12 protein-coding genes are annotated in these 16,471 nt (G+C 68.5%); 7 read left to right on the top strand and 5 right to left on the bottom strand.

Going from position 1 to position 16,471, the window contains the following annotated elements; translation table 11 throughout:
• Positions 1-62 precede the first annotated feature (62 nt).
• Positions 63-620, top strand: coding sequence for a hypothetical protein (locus ABLE93_RS17280; RefSeq protein ID WP_348841089.1), 558 nt, complete (start codon positions 63-65; stop codon positions 618-620).
• A 316-nt stretch (positions 621-936) separates the two neighbouring features.
• Here the strand turns inward: ABLE93_RS17280 and ABLE93_RS17275 are convergent, their stop codons facing one another.
• On the bottom strand, positions 937-2,313 hold the full coding sequence (locus tag ABLE93_RS17275; protein ID WP_348841088.1) for a PP2C family protein-serine/threonine phosphatase: 1,377 nt from the start codon (positions 2,311-2,313) through the stop codon (positions 937-939).
• A 54-nt stretch (positions 2,314-2,367) separates the two neighbouring features.
• Complete coding sequence (locus ABLE93_RS17270; protein ID WP_348841087.1) at positions 2,368-2,793, bottom strand: ion channel; 426 nt, start codon at positions 2,791-2,793, stop codon at positions 2,368-2,370.
• 217 nt (positions 2,794-3,010) lie between these two features.
• On the opposite strand from ABLE93_RS17270, the gene typA reads away from it, so the two are divergent.
• A complete protein-coding gene (typA, locus tag ABLE93_RS17265; RefSeq protein ID WP_348841086.1) occupies positions 3,011-4,840 on the top strand; it encodes a translational GTPase TypA in 1,830 nt (609 codons plus the stop codon).
• A gap of 284 nt (positions 4,841-5,124) precedes the next feature.
• On the opposite strand, the gene ABLE93_RS17260 is transcribed toward typA, so the two are convergent.
• Positions 5,125-6,240, bottom strand: a complete 1,116-nt coding sequence (locus ABLE93_RS17260) for an NAD(P)/FAD-dependent oxidoreductase (RefSeq protein WP_348841085.1) — start codon at positions 6,238-6,240, stop codon at positions 5,125-5,127.
• A 155-nt stretch (positions 6,241-6,395) separates the two neighbouring features.
• On the opposite strand from ABLE93_RS17260, the gene ABLE93_RS17255 reads away from it, so the two are divergent.
• Positions 6,396-8,018, top strand: coding sequence for an alpha-amylase family glycosyl hydrolase (locus ABLE93_RS17255; protein WP_348841084.1), 1,623 nt, complete (start codon positions 6,396-6,398; stop codon positions 8,016-8,018).
• A 33-nt stretch (positions 8,019-8,051) separates the two neighbouring features.
• Here the strand turns inward: ABLE93_RS17255 and ABLE93_RS17250 are convergent, their stop codons facing one another.
• Together ABLE93_RS17250 and ABLE93_RS17245 are read right to left on the bottom strand one after the other, a co-directional pair.
• Positions 8,052-9,914 carry a TRAP transporter large permease gene (locus ABLE93_RS17250; RefSeq protein WP_348841083.1) on the bottom strand — a complete coding sequence of 621 codons (1,863 nt, stop codon included), beginning with the start codon at positions 9,912-9,914 and terminating at the stop codon, positions 8,052-8,054.
• A gap of 259 nt (positions 9,915-10,173) precedes the next feature.
• The gene (locus ABLE93_RS17245) at positions 10,174-11,208 is read right to left on the bottom strand and encodes a TRAP transporter substrate-binding protein (protein WP_348841082.1); all 1,035 of its coding nucleotides are present in this window, start codon (positions 11,206-11,208) and stop codon (positions 10,174-10,176) included.
• Positions 11,209-11,411: 203 nt separating this feature from the next.
• Between ABLE93_RS17245 and ABLE93_RS17240 the strand changes: the two genes are divergently transcribed.
• The 4 genes from ABLE93_RS17240 to glpD all read left to right on the top strand — a co-directional run bounded on the left by ABLE93_RS17240 (position 11,412) and on the right by glpD (position 16,458).
• Positions 11,412-12,308, top strand: coding sequence for an IclR family transcriptional regulator (locus ABLE93_RS17240; RefSeq protein WP_510183048.1), 897 nt, complete (start codon positions 11,412-11,414; stop codon positions 12,306-12,308).
• A gap of 82 nt (positions 12,309-12,390) precedes the next feature.
• Entirely contained in the window at positions 12,391-14,013 is a 1,623-nt protein-coding gene (locus ABLE93_RS17235) for an acyl-CoA synthetase (RefSeq protein ID WP_348841081.1), read from the top strand.
• Positions 14,014-14,053: 40 nt separating this feature from the next.
• A complete protein-coding gene (locus tag ABLE93_RS17230) occupies positions 14,054-14,815 on the top strand; it encodes an SDR family NAD(P)-dependent oxidoreductase (protein WP_348841080.1) in 762 nt (253 codons plus the stop codon).
• Positions 14,816-14,955: 140 nt separating this feature from the next.
• Positions 14,956-16,458, top strand: coding sequence for a glycerol-3-phosphate dehydrogenase (gene glpD / locus ABLE93_RS17225; protein ID WP_348841079.1), 1,503 nt, complete (start codon positions 14,956-14,958; stop codon positions 16,456-16,458).
• The last annotated feature ends 13 nt before the right edge of the window (positions 16,459-16,471 follow it).

Genomic DNA, 16,471 nt, shown 5'->3' with positions numbered 1-16,471 from the left:
CTTGAACTCGACTTTTAAGTGTGCTGTGGCACACTCTCGCGCAATGCGGCATCCGCTTTTAGGTGAACGTGCCGATGCGTCCTTGGATCGAGGAATTGCTCGCGATCATCGAAAGGATTGTGGGCCTGTGGCAGCGGATACGGGGAAGTGCGTATCCGCGCATTGCGATCGCGTTTGGCGCCCTTGCGGTTGGCGCAATTTCGAGCCCGTGGTGGGCTGATCTCGCATATGCTGCCATCGAGTATTTGACCGGCCGACCCATATCGCGGACTGACGTGCCCGTCTGGGCTTCAACGATCATCGGTCTTGCTCTGATCGCGGCGTCAGTTGCGGTGGTCCGCTGGATGCCGGGATCGGGGATCACATCCTGGTGCCTCAAGTTTCTGCCGGGATGCACGTTCGAAGAGGCCGTTGATCTGATTCGTCAGGCGGCAGGCGTAACTGTGACGATTAAAGGCTTCACGTCATCAGCTCTTCATCAGAAAATCGCCCCTCAAGAGTACAGATTTAAAAGTGTCGAAAATGCCTTGATCGGCCTGCAATACCTCGCACCATCCGGAAGTATTCCGTCATATACGGTGGATCTTGTGAGTGGAAATTACATTGTAAGGAGGGTCTGATGGCGGACACGTGTACATGCGACAACCCGCCTGGGGGAACAATGACGTGCCCCGACGGATACACTCCGTTGTGCACCGTGGAAAACAACACGGCCCATGGGAGATGTCTCCAGCCCCGCTCCGAACTCTCCCGGGCAGAATTCCGACTGTGGGCGTTCCAGGAGATCACTGGGGTCCCCCGATGGTCGCTCAACGAGGAAGACGAGCATGTCCTCGATAGTGGCATTTACCGGGACAAGGATCGTGGTCTGGTCGTCACCTTCCGGCTTCCTGCGGAGGATGATCGGCGCTCGCCGTCGGGCGGCCAGCGTTTCGCCTAATCAGCACCGGCGCCCGCATTGCCGCGAAGCGTCACCGCCAGCGCCGTCATGTCGTCGAACTGCGGCTCCGGGCCGGACCATGCGGTGATGTGGTCGAACAGGGCGGTGATGAAGCCGTCCGGCGGCAGATGGCGCAGCGCGGTGGCGGCGGCGTCGAGGCGGGCCTCGCCGAACACCGCCTCGGCGGCATCCACTGCGTCCGTCAGGCCATCCGAGAACAGGAACAGACGGTCGCCCGCCTCGAGCCGGACCGTCTCGGCTCGCGTGCGGGCGCCGGCCATGATGGCGAGGGCCATGCCGGTGGCAAGCGGGCGCGCCAGGGTGCCGTCGGCCCGCAGGATCATGCAGTCCGTATGGCCGCAATTGCAGTAGGTCAGGATCCCGGTGTCGAGGTCGAGCACGCCGCAGAACACCGTGACGAACATGTCCTCGCCATTGGTGGCGCACAGCAGATCGTTGACGCGGGCGAGCGCCACGGCGAGGTCCGGCTCGCTCCTCAGCACCATGCGCAGCGCCGTCTGCGTCGCGCTCATGAACAGCGCCGCCGGCGTGCCCTTGCCGGCCACGTCGCCCAGCGTCACCACCAGACGGTGCCCGTCCAGGACGAAATAATCGTAGAAGTCGCCGCCGACCTCCTTGGCCGGCTGCATGGCGGCGAAGATCTCCGCCCGGCCGGCGAGCGCCGCCTCGGGCAGGGGCGCCGGAAGCATGGAGCGCTGTATGGCGGCGGCATTCGCCATCTCCCGCCGTTCCGCCGCGCGGGTCATGATGGCCTCGGCGAGGCGGCGGAAGGACTGGGTGAAGTCCTCCAGCTCCGGCAGGGGATTGCGCAGCTCGTCGAGCAGCCGCAGGTCGAAGTCGCGGCGCTCCAGCGCGTTCAGCGCGTTGGCGTAGAAGCCGAAGGCGCGGTTGAAGGTCTCGAACCGGTGGCCGAACTGGCGCATCACCGCGGACAGCAGCCCCGGATGGGCCCGCCCGGCCGCCTCCAGCGCCGCGGCGGGCAGGCGCACGGCGCGCAGCGGGGTCAGCGCGTCCACATGGGCGGTGCGCGCCACGCCGGTAAAGGCGGCGATCTCGCCCACCACGGCCGGCGCCTCGAGCTGGGCCAGCTCCACATGGGCATAGGGCGTGTCGATGGTGACCCCGGCCGTGCCTTCCAGCACCAGCAAGGCGAAGGTGCCGAGATCGCCCCGCCGGATAAGGCGCGTGCCCGGCTCGGCCTCGATCCACTCGCCGTCGGCGATGAGGGCGCGGAGCTCCGCCTTGGGAAAATCCGCGAAATAGGGATGCTGCGCCATGGTCCGCGCCGCCGCTTCCGCGTCGGGCAGGCCCATGGCGGGCGTTTCGGGCATCTTGTTCGTCACCAGGGTCATGCGGCCTGAAGCTTCCTCGCCTGCCGCCATTATAGCGCACCGGGCGGGACGGCCTTACCGCAAATGCAGGATGTGCAGGGAGCGCGTGAGAACGGCGAACAGGACGGCAGTGGACCAGCCGAACAGCAGCATGCCGTTTGCCGCGGCGAAGGGGCCCAGCACCCGCCAGTCCGGCGCCGGCAGGATGTCGCCGTAGCCGAGCGTCGTGAAGTTCACGAAGGCGAGGTAATAGGCATCCTCCATCGGGACCGCCCCCACCAGCGCGTAGAGCTGCGCCCAGACGGCCACCTCCACGAGATGGGCAAGGGTGAGCATGGTGCCGGCGCTCGCCATCACCAGCACCAGGGCGCCCACCCGCTGGCGCGGCGGCAGATGGCGGGCGATGAGCCGGACCAGCCGGATGGCGAGGATGGTCGCCAGCGCCTGAATGGCGATGGTGAGCACGCTGGTCAGAACGCCGATGACGAATGACTCGCCCATGGTCCACCCCTGCCGGAACCGCCCGGCGACACGCCTTTGGCAATGGCCCAGGCGAAGGCCGCGGACAAGGTTTAAGCCTGAGCCCGGCCGTCGTGTCCCAGCCTCGCCGCGGCGCGCGCATTGATCTTGATCGGTTTGTGTGTATTTTGCGCCGCAATATCCCTGTTCTCAGGCGGGCCCGAGCACTTCGGACCCGCGTTTTCGTGCTGGACGGCCCATGAAGCTGCGCAACATCGCCATCATCGCCCACGTCGACCACGGCAAGACCACGCTGGTGGACGAGCTGCTCAAGCAGTCGGGCTCCTACCGCGAGAACCAGCGGGTGGCCGAGCGCGTGATGGATTCCAACGACCTGGAAAAGGAGCGCGGCATCACCATCCTCGCCAAGGCCACCTCGGTGGTCTGGAAGGACACGCGCATCAACATCGTCGACACCCCCGGCCACGCCGACTTCGGCGGCGAGGTGGAGCGCATCCTGAACATGGTGGACGGCGCCATCGTGCTGGTGGACGCCGCCGAGGGCCCCATGCCGCAGACCAAGTTCGTGGTCGGCAAGGCGCTGAAGATCGGCCTGCGTCCCATCGTGGCCATCAACAAGGTGGACCGCTCCGACGCCCGGGCCACCGAGGTCATCAACGAGGTGTTCGACCTGTTCGCGGCGCTTGACGCGACCGACGAGCAGCTCGACTTCCCCATCCTCTACGGCTCCGGCCGCAACGGCTGGATGGCCGAAAGCCCGGAAGGCCCGTCCGACCAGGGCATGGCGCCGCTGTTCGACCTGGTGCTGAAGCACGTGCCCGAGCCCACCGTGGACGACGGCCCGTTCCGCATGATCGGCACGCTGCTGGAGGCCAACCCCTTCCTCGGCCGCATGATCACCGGCCGCATCACCTCCGGCTCCATCAAGCCCAACCAGTCCGTCAAGGTGCTGGCGCAGGACGGAACGCTGGTGGAGCAGGGCCGGGTCTCCAAGATCCTCGCCTTCCGCGGCATTGAGCGCCAGCCCATCGAGGAAGGCGTGCAGGGCGACATCGTCGCCATCGCCGGCCTCTCCAAGGGCACGGTCGCCGACACCTTCTGCGCGCTCGAAGTCACCGAGCCCATGGCGGCCCAGCCCATCGACCCGCCCACCGTCACCATGACCTTCATCGTCAACGATTCGCCGCTCGCCGGCACCGAGGGCGACAAGGTGACGAGCCGCGTCATCCGTGATCGCCTGCTGCGCGAGGCGGAAGGCAACGTGGCGCTGAAGATCGAAGAGTCCACCGAGAAGGACTCCTTCTTCGTCTCCGGCCGCGGCGAACTCCAGCTTGCGGTGCTGATCGAGACCATGCGCCGCGAGGGCTTCGAGCTCGCCGTGTCGCGGCCCCGCGTGGTGTTCCAGAAGGACGAGGCCACCGGCGCCGTCATGGAGCCCATCGAGGAAGTCCTCATCGACGTGGACGAGGAATATTCCGGCACGGTCGTGCAGAAGATGAGCGAGCGCAAGGCCGAGATGGTGGAGATGCGCCCCTCCGGCGGCAACCGCCAGCGCCTCGTGTTCTACGCCCCCACCCGAGGCCTCATCGGCTACCAGTCGGAGCTGCTCACCGATACGCGCGGCACCGCCATCATGAACCGCCTCTTCCACGGCTACGCCCCCTACAAGGGCGAGATCGCCGGCCGCATCAACGGCGTGCTGATCGCCAACGAGCCCGGCGAGGCGGTGGCCTATGCCCTTTGGAACCTGGAAGACCGCGGCCCGATGATCATCGAGCCGGGCTGGAAGGTGTATCAGGGCATGCTGGTGGGCATCCACAACCGGGACAACGACCTGGAAGTGAACGTGCTGAAGGGCAAGAAGCTCACCAACATCCGCACCACCTCCAAGGATGAGGCGGTGCGCCTGACCCCGCCCATCCGCATGACGCTGGAGCGCGCGCTGGCCTGGATCCAGGACGACGAGCTGGTGGAGGTGACGCCCAAGTCCATCCGCCTGCGCAAGCGCTACCTCGATCCCAACGAGCGCAAGCGCAAGGAGCGCGAGAAGGAATCCGAGCTGGCCTGAGGGCCGTCCGCGACGGGATTTCGAAGAGGGCAGCGGTTCCGGCCGCTGCCCTTTTTGTTTGGGGGGACCGACTGCTCCTGACCGGTAGCGCTTCTGTGTTTGCAGGATGTTCTCGCTTGGCGCGGACCTAAACCGCCGTCGCCCTCCGGCTTGACCGGAGGGTCCATCCCCCCGCCAGAACCATCGCGCGGACACCGGAACAAGCGCGACCATGGGCCCTCCGGTCAAGCCGGAGGGCGACGGCCGGTGAGGATCGGGGGCGCGGAAGCGGGCGCGATGCCGCCCTATCCTTCCACCACCGCCACCTCCACCTCCACCACCCTTTCCGCAATGGCGAGGCAGCTCGTCAACCCCGGTGATTCGATGCCGAAGAGGTTGATGAGCCCCGGCACGCCGTGGTCCGCCGGCCCCTGGATGACGAAATCCGGAGCCTTCCCGTCCACGCCCGGGATCTTGGGCCGGATGCCGCTGTAGCCGGGGGAAAGGTCGTCCTCGCGCACGTCCGGCCAATAGCGGCGGATGGAGGCCATCATGGCGCCCTTGCGGGTCGGGTCCACCTCGTAGCGCCGCTCGCCCACCCACTCCACGTCCGGACCGAACCGCCCCTGGCCCGCAAGGTCGAGGGTGAGGTGGGTGCCGAGGCCGCCGGGCTCGGGCACCGGATAGATGAGGTGGCGGAACGGCACCTTGCGGCCGCAGGTGAAATAATTGCCCTTGGCCATGGTCTCGCGCGGCACGGCGTCCGCCGGCAGGCCGTCGATGGCGCGGGCGAGGGCCGGGGCATCGAGGCCGGCGGCGTTCACCAGCAGCCGGCAGCCCAGCGTCAGCGGTTCGGCGCCGCCGGTGCGCACCACCAGCCCTTCGGCGTCCGACCCGGCCGAGACGATGGGCGACGACAGGGCCAGCATGCCGCCCGCAGCCTCCATGTCGCCCAGCAGGGCCAGCATCAGGCCGTGGGAATCGACGATGCCGGTGGAAGGGGAGAGCAGCGCCGCGTGCACCGCCAGCGCGGGCTCCAGCGCCATTGCCTGCGCCGCGTCGAGCAGCACGAGGTCATTGACGCCGTTGGCGGCGCCGGTCTTCGCCAGCTTTTCAAGATAGCCCACCTCCTCGGGGGATGCGGCGACGATGAGCTTGCCGATGCGCTTGTGGCCGACGCCGTGGCTGGCGCAGTAGGCATAGAGCAGGTCGCGGCCCTTCACGCACAGCTCGGCCTTCAGGCTGCCGGGGTCGTAATAGATGCCGGCGTGGATGACCTCGGAATTGCGCGAGGACGTGCCGGTGCCGATGGCGTCCGCCGCCTCCACGACCACCACCTCGCGGCCGGCCTGCGCCAGCGCCCGCCCCACTGCGAGTCCGACGACGCCCGCCCCCGCCACGATGCAGTCCACCCGATCCATGCCGGCCCCGTCCGCTCCGAATCGCCGACGAGATTAGAGCGCTGTATCGCCCGATTGAACCTCGTGCCCTGTCCGCGTCATGAAACCGAACCAAGCTGCTGACACTTCTCCAGGGGAGGCCGGCGTGCGGAGCCGGACCGAGCGGAGGCTTGCGCATGGCGGCGGACGGAACGGGACAGGTGCGGCCGGGGCCGCTGTGGTGGCAGTCCGGCGTGATCTATCAGATCTATCCCCGCTCGTTTCAGGATGCCAACGGCGACGGCGTCGGCGACCTCGCCGGCATCCTTTCGCGTCTGGACTATCTCGCCGAGCTCGGCATCGACGCCATCTGGATTTCGCCCATCTATCCCTCGCCGATGGACGATTTTGGCTATGACGTGGCCGACTATACAGACGTCCATCCGCTGTTCGGCACGCTCGACGACTTCGACCGCCTGATCGCCGCGGCGCATGCGCGCGAGATCAGGATCATCCTCGACTTCGTGCCCAACCATTCCTCGCAGGCTCATCCGTGGTTCGAGGAATCGCGCTCCAGCCGGGATAATCCCAAGCGGGACTGGTACATCTGGCACGACGGCGCGGCCGACGGCGGGCCGCCCAACAACTGGCTGTCGGAATTTGGCGGCAGCGCCTGGGAATACGACGCCAAGACCAAGCAATATTACTACCACGCCTTCCTGAAGGAGCAGCCGGACCTCAACTGGCGCAATCCGACTGTGGTGGAAGCGATGCACGACGTGCTGCGCTTCTGGTTCGACCGCGGCGTGGACGGCTTCCGCGTCGACGCGCTGTGGCATGTCGTCAAGGACGAGGAATTTCGCGACAATCCGCCCAATCCGGATTTCACCAGCGGGATGAACCCGCACGCGGCGCTGATCCATCTCTACACCGGCGACCGGCCGGAGCTGATGGGGGTGATCGCCGGCATGCGCGCGGTGGCCGACGCCTATCCGGGGCGGGTGCTGGTGGGGGAGGCCTATCTGCCGCTGGACCGCATCGCCGCCTATTACGGTGCCAACAACGACGGCGTGCACCTGCCTTTCAACTTCACCTTGCTGAACGCGCCCTGGACCGCGCGCGCTCTGGCGCCGCTGATCGCAGCCTACGAGGCGGCGATTCCGGAGGGAGGCTGGCCCAATTGGGTGCTCTCCAACCATGACCGGCCCCGCGTCGCCGGCCGGCTCGGGCCCGATCAGGCGCGCGTCGCGGCCATGCTGCTTCTGACCCTGCGCGGCACCCCCACGCTCTATTACGGCGACGAGATCGGCATGACCCAGGTGGAGATCCCGCCGGACCGCATCCAGGACCCGTTCGAGAAGAACGTGCCCGGCCTCGGCCTCGGCCGCGACGGCGCCCGCACGCCCATGCAGTGGGACGATGGTCCCTTCGCCGGCTTCTCCACCGTGGATCCGTGGCTGCCGCTCGCGGACGACTACACCGAGGTGAACGTGAAGGCGGAGCAGGGGGCGGCGGCCTCCATGCTGACGCTCACGCGCGCGCTGCTTGCCCTGCGGCGCAGCCATCCGGCCCTCTCGGTGGGCTCCTGGCTGCCGCTCACGGCGGCGGGCGATCTCCTCGCCTATCTGCGTCAGGGGGAGGGGGAGACGCTGCTGGTGGCGCTCAACCTCGGCGGCGAGCCTTTGAGCGCCACTATCCCGGACATGGTGGTGGCCGGGCGCATCCTGCTATCCACCTGGTGCGACCGGGCGGAGGAGCACGTGGCCGGAACCATCGACCTCAGGCCCAACGAGGGCGTGGTGGTGCGGCTCGAGCCCTGAGGCGCGCGATCGCGCTCGCCGGCGCGAGGCGCCTCACAGAAGGCCGATGGAGATCCAGGGCACCGCCGCCACGAGGATGAGGCCGGCGAAGAGCGCCACGAGATAGGGCCAGATCGCGCTGATGGCCTCGTCGGGCGAGACGTTGCCGATCTTGCAGGCGAGATAGAAGCCGATGCCGATGGGCGGGGTCATCAGCCCGATGTTCATGGCCGTGACGATGACCATGGAATAATGCACGTCGTTGATGCCGAGCTTGCGGGCGATGGGATACATCAGCGGCGCCATGAGCACGATGGCCGGCAGGCCTTCCAGGATGCAGCCGAGCACCAGGAAGACGAGGATGCTCACCGCCATGAAGCCGATCCAGCCGCCCGGCAGGCCGGCCATGAAATCGGCCAGCGAGCCGGCGATGCCGGCCTGGGTGATGGCCCACGCCATGGCGACGGCGCAGGCGAGGATGACGAGGATAGCGCCGGTGAGGGCCGCCGTCTCCACCAGCATGCCGTAGAAGGTTCTCAGGCTGATGCCGCCATAGAGCACGATGCCGACGAACAGGGCGTAGACCACGGCGATGGTCGAGACCTCCGTGGCGGTGGCGACGCCGCCGGACACCGCGCTGCGGATCAGGAAGGGCAGCACCAGCGCCGGAATGGCCACGAGAGCGGTGCGCCAGACCATCGCCATGGTGGGCCGGCGCACGCCGGTCATGTCCTCGTCCCGCGCCTTGAAGCGGGCGAGCGCCGCCAGCGCCGCCAGCAGCACCATGGCCACCACGAAGCCGGAGGTGAACAGGGCCGCGATGGAGACGCCGGCCACCGAGCCGAGCACGATGAGCACGATGGAGGGCGGCACCGTGTCCGCCATGGCCGCGCCCGTGGCGAGGAGGGCGATCATCTCCTTCGGCTTGTGGCCGCGGCGCTTCATCTCCGGAAAGAGGGCCGGGGCGACGGTCGCCATGTCCGACACCTTGGAGCCGGAGATGCCCGAGACCACGAACAGCGACCCGAGCAGCACGTAGGACATGCCGGCCTTCACGTGGCCCAGCAGGGAGGCGAGGAAATCGACGATGGCCTTGCCCATGCCGGTGGAATCGAGAATGCAGCCGAGCAGCACGAAGACGGGCACGGAGAGAAGGATGAGGCTGCTCATGCCCTCGTCCATGCGGCCGATCATGACCAGCAGAGGCACATGGGTGGCAAAGGCGAGATAGCACACCGTGCCGATGCCGAAGCAGAAGGCGATAGGCACGCCGGCGGCGAGCGCCAGCGCCACGAAGCCGATGAGGAAGAGGGCAATGGCGCCGTTGCCGGCCTTGATGAGGGCGGGGCTCGCCAGCCACAGGGCGCCCAGCACGGCGGCGATGATGGCGAGGGAGAGCGCGAGGTCGCGCAGGCTGGCGCGGCGCACCGCATGGGCCACCGCCAGCGCCGCCATGGCGCAGATGCCCACCGGCAATGCCGCCGCCCGGTAGCTGCCGGCGATGCCCAGCGCCGGCAAGGTGATGAAGCTCTCTTCCGACGCGTAGTCATAGGCCGGGTAGGCGAGGGCGAGGAGCAGCGCGGCCACCAGCAGCAGGGCGAAGGTGTCGACGAAGCGTCGCGCGCCGTCCGGAAGGGCCTTGAGGAACAGGGTGAGGCGCAGATGCTCGTTGCGGTCGATGGCGATGATCGAGCCGAGCATGGCGAGCCAGATGAAGGCGATGGACGCCACCTCATCACCCCAGATGATGGGCAGCGAAAGCAGATAGCGCGACAGCGCGCCCGCCAGAAGCAGCGACACCACCACCACCAGAAGGAGGGCGGCGAGCGCCTCCACCGGGCGCATGAAGCGCGAGCCGGCGCGGGGGGCTTCGCTTTCGGCGGCGAGGGTCAGGGTGTCGTCGGCGGCTGAGGCCATCTTTACGGGTCCGTTGGGTCTTCTCGATGGGGCCCCTCCGGGCCGGCCAGAACCATAGGCAAGAATGCGCCGTGCGTCTCGCCGAAGGAGACGTCTGCCCCCGACGCCGCCTTCCGAACCCTCCCTTGCGGGAGGATCCGGGCCGAAGGCGGCGAGATTTGCGGGACACGGGTGCTGGCGCTTCGCGGCGGCCCCTCACCCTCCCCAAGGGAGAGGGTGGGGCGCCACTATTGTGCCGGGCCGCGGCGCTTCCGACGGCTCAGGACAGGGGACCGGTGTACTTCTCCAGAGTGGCCCAGGCCTCGTCGCCATACTTGCCCTTCCACTCGGCGTAGAAGCCGGCCTTGCGCAGCTGGTCGCGGAAGGACTCCACCTTCGGCTCGTTGAAGACGAGGCCCTTCTCGGTGAGCTCCTTGCGCAGGGTGCCGTTGAGCGCGAACACATCCTCGCGCTCCAGCACGCCGGCGGCGTTGATGTGCTTCGCCACCACGGCGCGCAGGTCCTCCGGCAGCTTCTCGAACGCGCGGCGGTTGGCGAGGAACCAGAAGCCGTCCCACATGTGGTTGGTGACGGAGCAGTATTTCTGCACCTCGTAGAGCTTCGCCGTGGAGATGATGGCGAGGGGATTCTCCTGCGCATCCACCGTGCGGGTCTGCAGCGCGGTGTAGACCTCGGCGAAGTTGAGGGAGGCGGGGGCGCTCTCGAACGCCTTGAACATGGAGGTCCACAGCGGCGAGACCGGCACGCGGATCTTCAGGCCCTTGAGATCGGCGGCGGTCTCGATGGGCTTGGTGGACGTGGTGATCTGGCGGAAGCCGTTGTCCCAGATCTTGTCCATGGCGACGATGCCGGCCTTGGCGATCTGGCCGCGCACATAGGCGCCGAGGTCGCCATCCATGGCCTTCCACACTTCGCCATAGCCGGGGAACGCGAAGCCGATGCCGCTGATGGAGGCGTTGGGCACCAGCGTCGAGAGGATCAGCGGGGAGAGGGTGAAGAATTCGATGCCGCCCGAGCGCAGCTGGCTCAGCATGTCGGTGTCGCCGCCGAGCTGGCTGGAGGGGAACACCTTGATCTCGACCCGGCCCTGCGTCTCGGCCTTGATCTTTTCCGCCATCTCGCCGGCGCGCACGTTCATGGGGTGCGTGACGGGCAGGTTGTTGGCGTATTTGTAGGAGAATTCCGCGCTCTGCGCCCGCGCGACATGGGGGGCGAAGACCGCCGGGGCGAACACGCCTCCGGCCAGCGCCGTGGCGGCGCCCGCCTTCATCAGGGTGCGACGGGTCACGTTCATCCTCGGTGCTCCTCCTGGTGGCGCGGCGCTCGAATGGCCGGCCTTGTTTCCATTGGGTCCAATATATGGACCTCTTTTCCCGACGCACATGCTGGCCCGCTTGTCGCGATTTCGCAAGGGGGTTAAGGTCGATGCAGACGCTGCGTTGCTGCGATCTCAATGATATCAACATCTAGGTCCATATCATGGATCAGGGAGCGCGCGTGGGACGGGCACCGAAGCTGCCTTCGGTCCGATCGGGGCAGCGGCATGAGGCGGGCACCGGCGCGCCCGAGGCCGCGGTCGGAGGCACCCAGAGCATCGAGCGCGCGGTCCGCCTGCTGCTGCTGGTGGGCCGCGCCGCGCCGGCCGGGGCGCGCCTTGCCGATCTCGTCTCCCTCTCGGGTCTGCCCAAGCCCACCGTGCGCCGGGTGCTCCTCGCCCTGGTGCGCACCGGCCTGCTCGATCAGGACGAGACGACCCGCCGCTACCATGTGGGGCCGGAAGCCTATGTCCTCGGCACCCTAGCCGGGACGCGTTTCGGGATCCATGCCCTCGCCCTTGACGGGCTGTCGCGCATCGCCCGCTCCAGCGGCGACTGCGCCTTCCTGTCGGTGCCGCGGGGCGCCTTCTCCGTGTGCCTGCACCGCGAGGAGGGCACTTTTCCCATCCGCACCCACGTGCTCCAGGCCGGGGACCGGCACCCCCTCGGTATCGGCGCCGGCGGCCTCGCTCTGCTCGCCGCCTTGCCGGATGCGGAGGCGGAGTGGGTGCTGGAGGCGAATGCCGATGCGCTGGCCGCCGCCTATCCCGGCTATCCGCCTGCGGTGCTGCGCGCCGCCATCGCCGATACGCGGGCTCGCGGCTATGCCCTGAACCCCGGCCTCTACGTGGCCGGCTCGTGGGGCATCGGCGTGCCGGTGCGCGCACCGAACGGGCGACCCCTGGGCGCCCTCTCCCTCGCCGCCATCGAGAGCCGCCTGACGGCCGAACGGCAAGGCGAGCTCGTGCCCCTTCTCAAACGCGAGGCCGCGCTGCTGGAGGCCCAGTTGGGCGGAGCGCGCGCCGAGCACCCCCCGCCGCCACGGCCCGCCCGCATCGTCGCCAAGGCGGTCCCCTGAAACCCGCACCATCGCCGGGAGGATGCGGCCGAGGCGCAGGCCTCCTGCCGTCCCTGCCCCGCCTATCCATTGGAGCACGTCCATGTCCGCAAGTCCCCTTTCCGCCCCGGCCGACGCGCCCAAGGGCGGCGTCGCCCGGATCAGCCGGAGGGTGATGAACCTGTCCCATTTCCTGCGCCAGCAGGCGCGGCGGCTGCCGGCGCACATCGCCTTCGTCGAGGGTGAGCGCACCGTGACCTGGAGCGAGATGGACGCGCGTGCGGATGCCATGGCGGCGGAGCTTGCCGCCCGCGGCGTGACCAAGGGCGACCGCATCCTGGTGCAGTCGAAGAACTGCCTCGAAATGTTCGAGAGCCTGTTCGCCACCTTCCGCCTCGGCGCGGTGTGGGTGCCGACCAATTTCCGCCAGACCCCGGACGAGGTCGCCTATCTCGCCTCCGCCGCCGGGGCGCGGGTGATGATCTGCCATCGCGACTTTCCCGCCCATGTGGCAGCGGTGCAAGCGGCGGTGCCGGACCTCGGCACGGTCATCGCCATCGGCGAAGCGCCCTTCGGGCCGGACTATGGCGCCCTCGTCGCCGCCCGGCTCGGGGAGCGCGTGCCCGTGGCCGACGTGGAGCACGACGATCCCTGCTGGTTCTTCTTCACCTCCGGCACCACCGGCAGGCCCAAGGCGGCGGTGCTCACCCACGGCCAGATGGCCTTCGTCATCACCAATCACCTGTGCGACCTGATGCCCGGCACCACGGAGGAGGACGCCTCCCTGGTGGTGGCGCCGCTCTCCCACGGGGCGGGCATCCACCAGCTGGTGCAGGTGGCGCGCGGGGTGAAGACCATCCTCATGCCCTCCGAGCGGTTCGACGCGGCCGAGGCGTGGCGGCTGGTGGAGGAATGGCGCGTGACCAACATGTTCACCGTGCCCACCATCACCAAGCTCCTCACCGAGCACCCGTCGGTGGACCGGTTCGACCATTCCTCGTTGCGCTATGTGATCTACGCCGGCGCGCCCATGTACCGGGAGGATCAGAAGTTTGCCTTGAGGAAGCTGGGCAAGGTGCTGGTGCAGTATTTCGGCCTCGGCGAGGTGACGGGCAACATCACCGTCCTGCCGCCGCGCCTGCACGATCCCGAGGACGGCCCGCATGTGAAGATCGGCACCTGCGGCTTCGAGCGCACCGGCATGCAGGTGCAGATCCAGGACGACGCAGGCCGCGAGGTCGCGCCCTTCGAGACCGGGGAGATCTGCGTCTGCGGCCCGGCGGTGCTGGCCGGCTATTACGACAACCCCGAAGCCAATGCGAAGGCGTTCCGCGACGGCTGGTTCCGCACCGGCGACCTCGGCCACATGGACGCGGAGGGCTTCGTCTACATCACCGGCCGCGCCTCGGACATGTACATTTCCGGCGGCTCCAACGTCTATCCGCGCGAGGTGGAGGAGAAGGTGCTCACCCACCCCGCTATCGCCGAGGTGGCGATCCTCGGCGTGCCCGATCCCATGTGGGGCGAGGTGGGCGTCGCCGTCTGCGTGCTGAGAGACGGGCAGAGCGTCACCGACGAGGAACTGGTCGCCTTCCTCGATGGCAAGGTCGCCCGCTACAAACTGCCCCGCCGGGTGCATTTCTGGGCCGAGCTGCCGAAATCGGCCTACGGCAAGATCACCAAGAAAATGGTGCGCGAGGCGCTGGCCGAGCGCGGGCTGATCTGAGCGCAACCATCACCATCCATCACCCTTAGGGAGGAACGCCGTGGCAAGGCAGGGAAGCATCATCGTGACGGGCGGGGCGTCCGGCATCGGGCTCGCTGTGGTGGAGGAGCTTCTGGCCGAGGGCTGGCGCGTCGTCGCTGCGGACCTCGTGCCGGAAAATGTGGAGAAGGCCCGCGCGGCCCTCGCCGCCCATGGCGACGCGGCGCGCGTGGTTGAGGCGGACATTTCCGACGAGGCGCAGGTGGTGAAGCTCGTCACCGAGACGGAGGCGAGCTTCGGACCGCTGTGGGGCATGGTCAATTCCGCCGGCATCGCCCGCGATATCCCGGCGCTGGAGACCTCTGCGGAGCTGTTCCGCAAGATCCTAGACGTGAACGTGGTGGGCACCTTCCTGATGGCGCGCGAGGCGGCGAAGGTGATGCAGGCGCGCGGCGCCGGCTCCATCGTCAACATCGCCTCGGTCTCCGGCATCCGGGGCAATCTCGGGCGCTCGGCTTATGGCTCGTCCAAGGGCGCGGTGGTGGTGCTCACCAAGATCCTCGCTGTGGAGTTCGCGGCGATGGGCATCCGCGTCAACGCCATCGCCCCCGGACCGGTGGAGACGCCGCTGGTCAAGGCGGTCCACACCGCCGAATCCCGCGCCGCGTGGCTGCGCACGGTGCCGCTGAAGCGCTATGCCGAGCCGAAGGAAATGGCGGGGACCATCGCCTTCCTGCTCGACCCGGAGAAATCGTCCTACGTCACCGGCCAGACCATTAACGTGGACGGCGGCTTCACCGCCGGCGGCCTGATCGGCCTGTAGCGCCGGCATCGTCGTCCACACCCGACTACGGCGGACGGGCGCGGAGGGCGTTGACGCCGCCCGCCGCTCGGTCATCGTCCCTGGGGGAGCACGCACCGATTCTGGCGGCCGCCGCCGGGCGGCGCGCCCCGGAGGCGGAGATGGATGAGAGCGGGCAAGTCTTCGACCTCGCCATCGTCGGCGGCGGCATCAACGGCTGCGGCATCGCCCGCGATGCGGCTGGGCGCGGGCTCTCGGTGGTGCTGTTCGAGAAGGCCGACCTCGCCTCAGGCACCTCCTCGGCCTCCACCAAGCTCATCCACGGCGGGTTGCGCTATCTCGAATATTACGAGTTCCGCCTGGTGCGCGAGGCGCTGGCCGAGCGCGAGGTGCTGTGGGGCATCGCCCCGCACATCGTCTGGCCGCTGCGCTTCGTGCTGCCGCACCATCCGGGCCTGCGGCCCGCCTGGATGCTGCGGCTCGGCCTGTGGATCTACGACCACCTGGGCGGGCGCCGCCTGCTGCCCCCCACCCGAACGCTCGACCTGCGGCGCGACCCCGCCGGCCTGCCGCTGCGACCGGGCCTTGCGCGGGCGTTTGAATATTCCGACTGCTGGGTGGAGGATTCGCGCCTCGTGGTGCTCAACGCCCGCGATGCCGCCGATCGCGGCGCCTCCATCCGCCCGCGCACCCGCGTCACCGGGGCCCAGCGTGCGGCGGGGCGGTGGGTGATCGCCACCGAGCGCGCCGGCCTGGCCGAAACGGTGGAGGCGCGGGTGCTGGTGGACGCCGCCGGCCCGTGGGCGGGGGAGGTGCTCGACGCCCTGAAGGTGAAGGCGCCGGCGCCGCTGCGCCTCGTGCAAGGCAGCCACATCGTGGTGCCTCGCCTCTATGCCCACGAGCGCTGCTACATCTTCCAGAACGCCGACGGGCGGATCATCTTCGCCATTCCCTACGAGGGCGACTTCACTCTCATAGGCACCACCGACCGCGACTTCAGCGGCCGGCCCGGGGAGGCGCAGGCAACGCCCGACGAAGTGGCCTATCTGTGCGCGGCGGCGAGCGAATATTTCGCCGCCGCCATCGCTCCCGAGCAGGTGGTGTGGACCTATTCGGGCGTGCGTGCGCTCTATGACGACGGCGCCGGCACCGCCCAGGCGGCCACCCGCGACTATGTGCTCTCCCTCGACGCGCCGGAGGGGGAGGCGCCGCTCCTCACCGTCTTCGGCGGCAAGATCACCACCTACCGGCGCCTCGCCGAGGCGGCGATGGAGCGCCTCGCGCCGCACCTTCCCGCCCTTGGCCCGGCCTTCACTGCCACCGCGCCTCTGCCGGGCGGCGGATTTCCCCGGCAGGGGTTCGACCATCTCGCCCGCGCCCTGCGCGCCAGCTTTCCGGCCCTCGATCCGGCCCTGCTCGCCCGCCTCGCCCGCGCCTATGGCACCGATGCCTTCCGCCTGCTTGAGGGCGTCGTCGACGAGGACGACCTCGGCGACTGGTTCGGCGCGCATCTGTGCGCACGGGAAGTGGACTGGCTGATGGACCGGGAATGGGCCATGACCGCCGCCGAAGTGCTATGGCGCCGCTCGAAGCTGGGCCTGCGCACCTCGGCGCCGGAAGCAGTGGCGCTCGACGCCTACATGGCGACCCGCGACGGCGGCTGAACAGCAATAAAGG

This window comes from Xanthobacter pollutisoli (genome assembly GCF_040044995.1).
Lineage (GTDB): Bacteria > Pseudomonadota > Alphaproteobacteria > Rhizobiales > Xanthobacteraceae > Xanthobacter.
This window is presented reverse-complemented; position numbering and strand designations above follow the sequence as displayed.

Coding starts and splice junctions, on each gene's coding strand:
- ABLE93_RS17255 (WP_348841084.1), top strand. CDS start 6,396: ATGGCGGCGGACGGAACGGGACAGGTGCGGCCGGGGCCGCTGTGGTGG.
- ABLE93_RS17270 (WP_348841087.1), bottom strand. CDS start 2,793: ATGGGCGAGTCATTCGTCATCGGCGTTCTGACCAGCGTGCTCACCATC.
- ABLE93_RS17250 (WP_348841083.1), bottom strand. CDS start 9,914: ATGGCCTCAGCCGCCGACGACACCCTGACCCTCGCCGCCGAAAGCGAA.
- typA (WP_348841086.1), top strand. CDS start 3,011: ATGAAGCTGCGCAACATCGCCATCATCGCCCACGTCGACCACGGCAAG.
- ABLE93_RS17275 (WP_348841088.1), bottom strand. CDS start 2,313: ATGACCCTGGTGACGAACAAGATGCCCGAAACGCCCGCCATGGGCCTG.
- glpD (WP_348841079.1), top strand. CDS start 14,956: ATGGATGAGAGCGGGCAAGTCTTCGACCTCGCCATCGTCGGCGGCGGC.
- ABLE93_RS17245 (WP_348841082.1), bottom strand. CDS start 11,208: ATGAACGTGACCCGTCGCACCCTGATGAAGGCGGGCGCCGCCACGGCG.
- ABLE93_RS17260 (WP_348841085.1), bottom strand. CDS start 6,240: ATGGATCGGGTGGACTGCATCGTGGCGGGGGCGGGCGTCGTCGGACTC.
- ABLE93_RS17235 (WP_348841081.1), top strand. CDS start 12,391: ATGTCCGCAAGTCCCCTTTCCGCCCCGGCCGACGCGCCCAAGGGCGGC.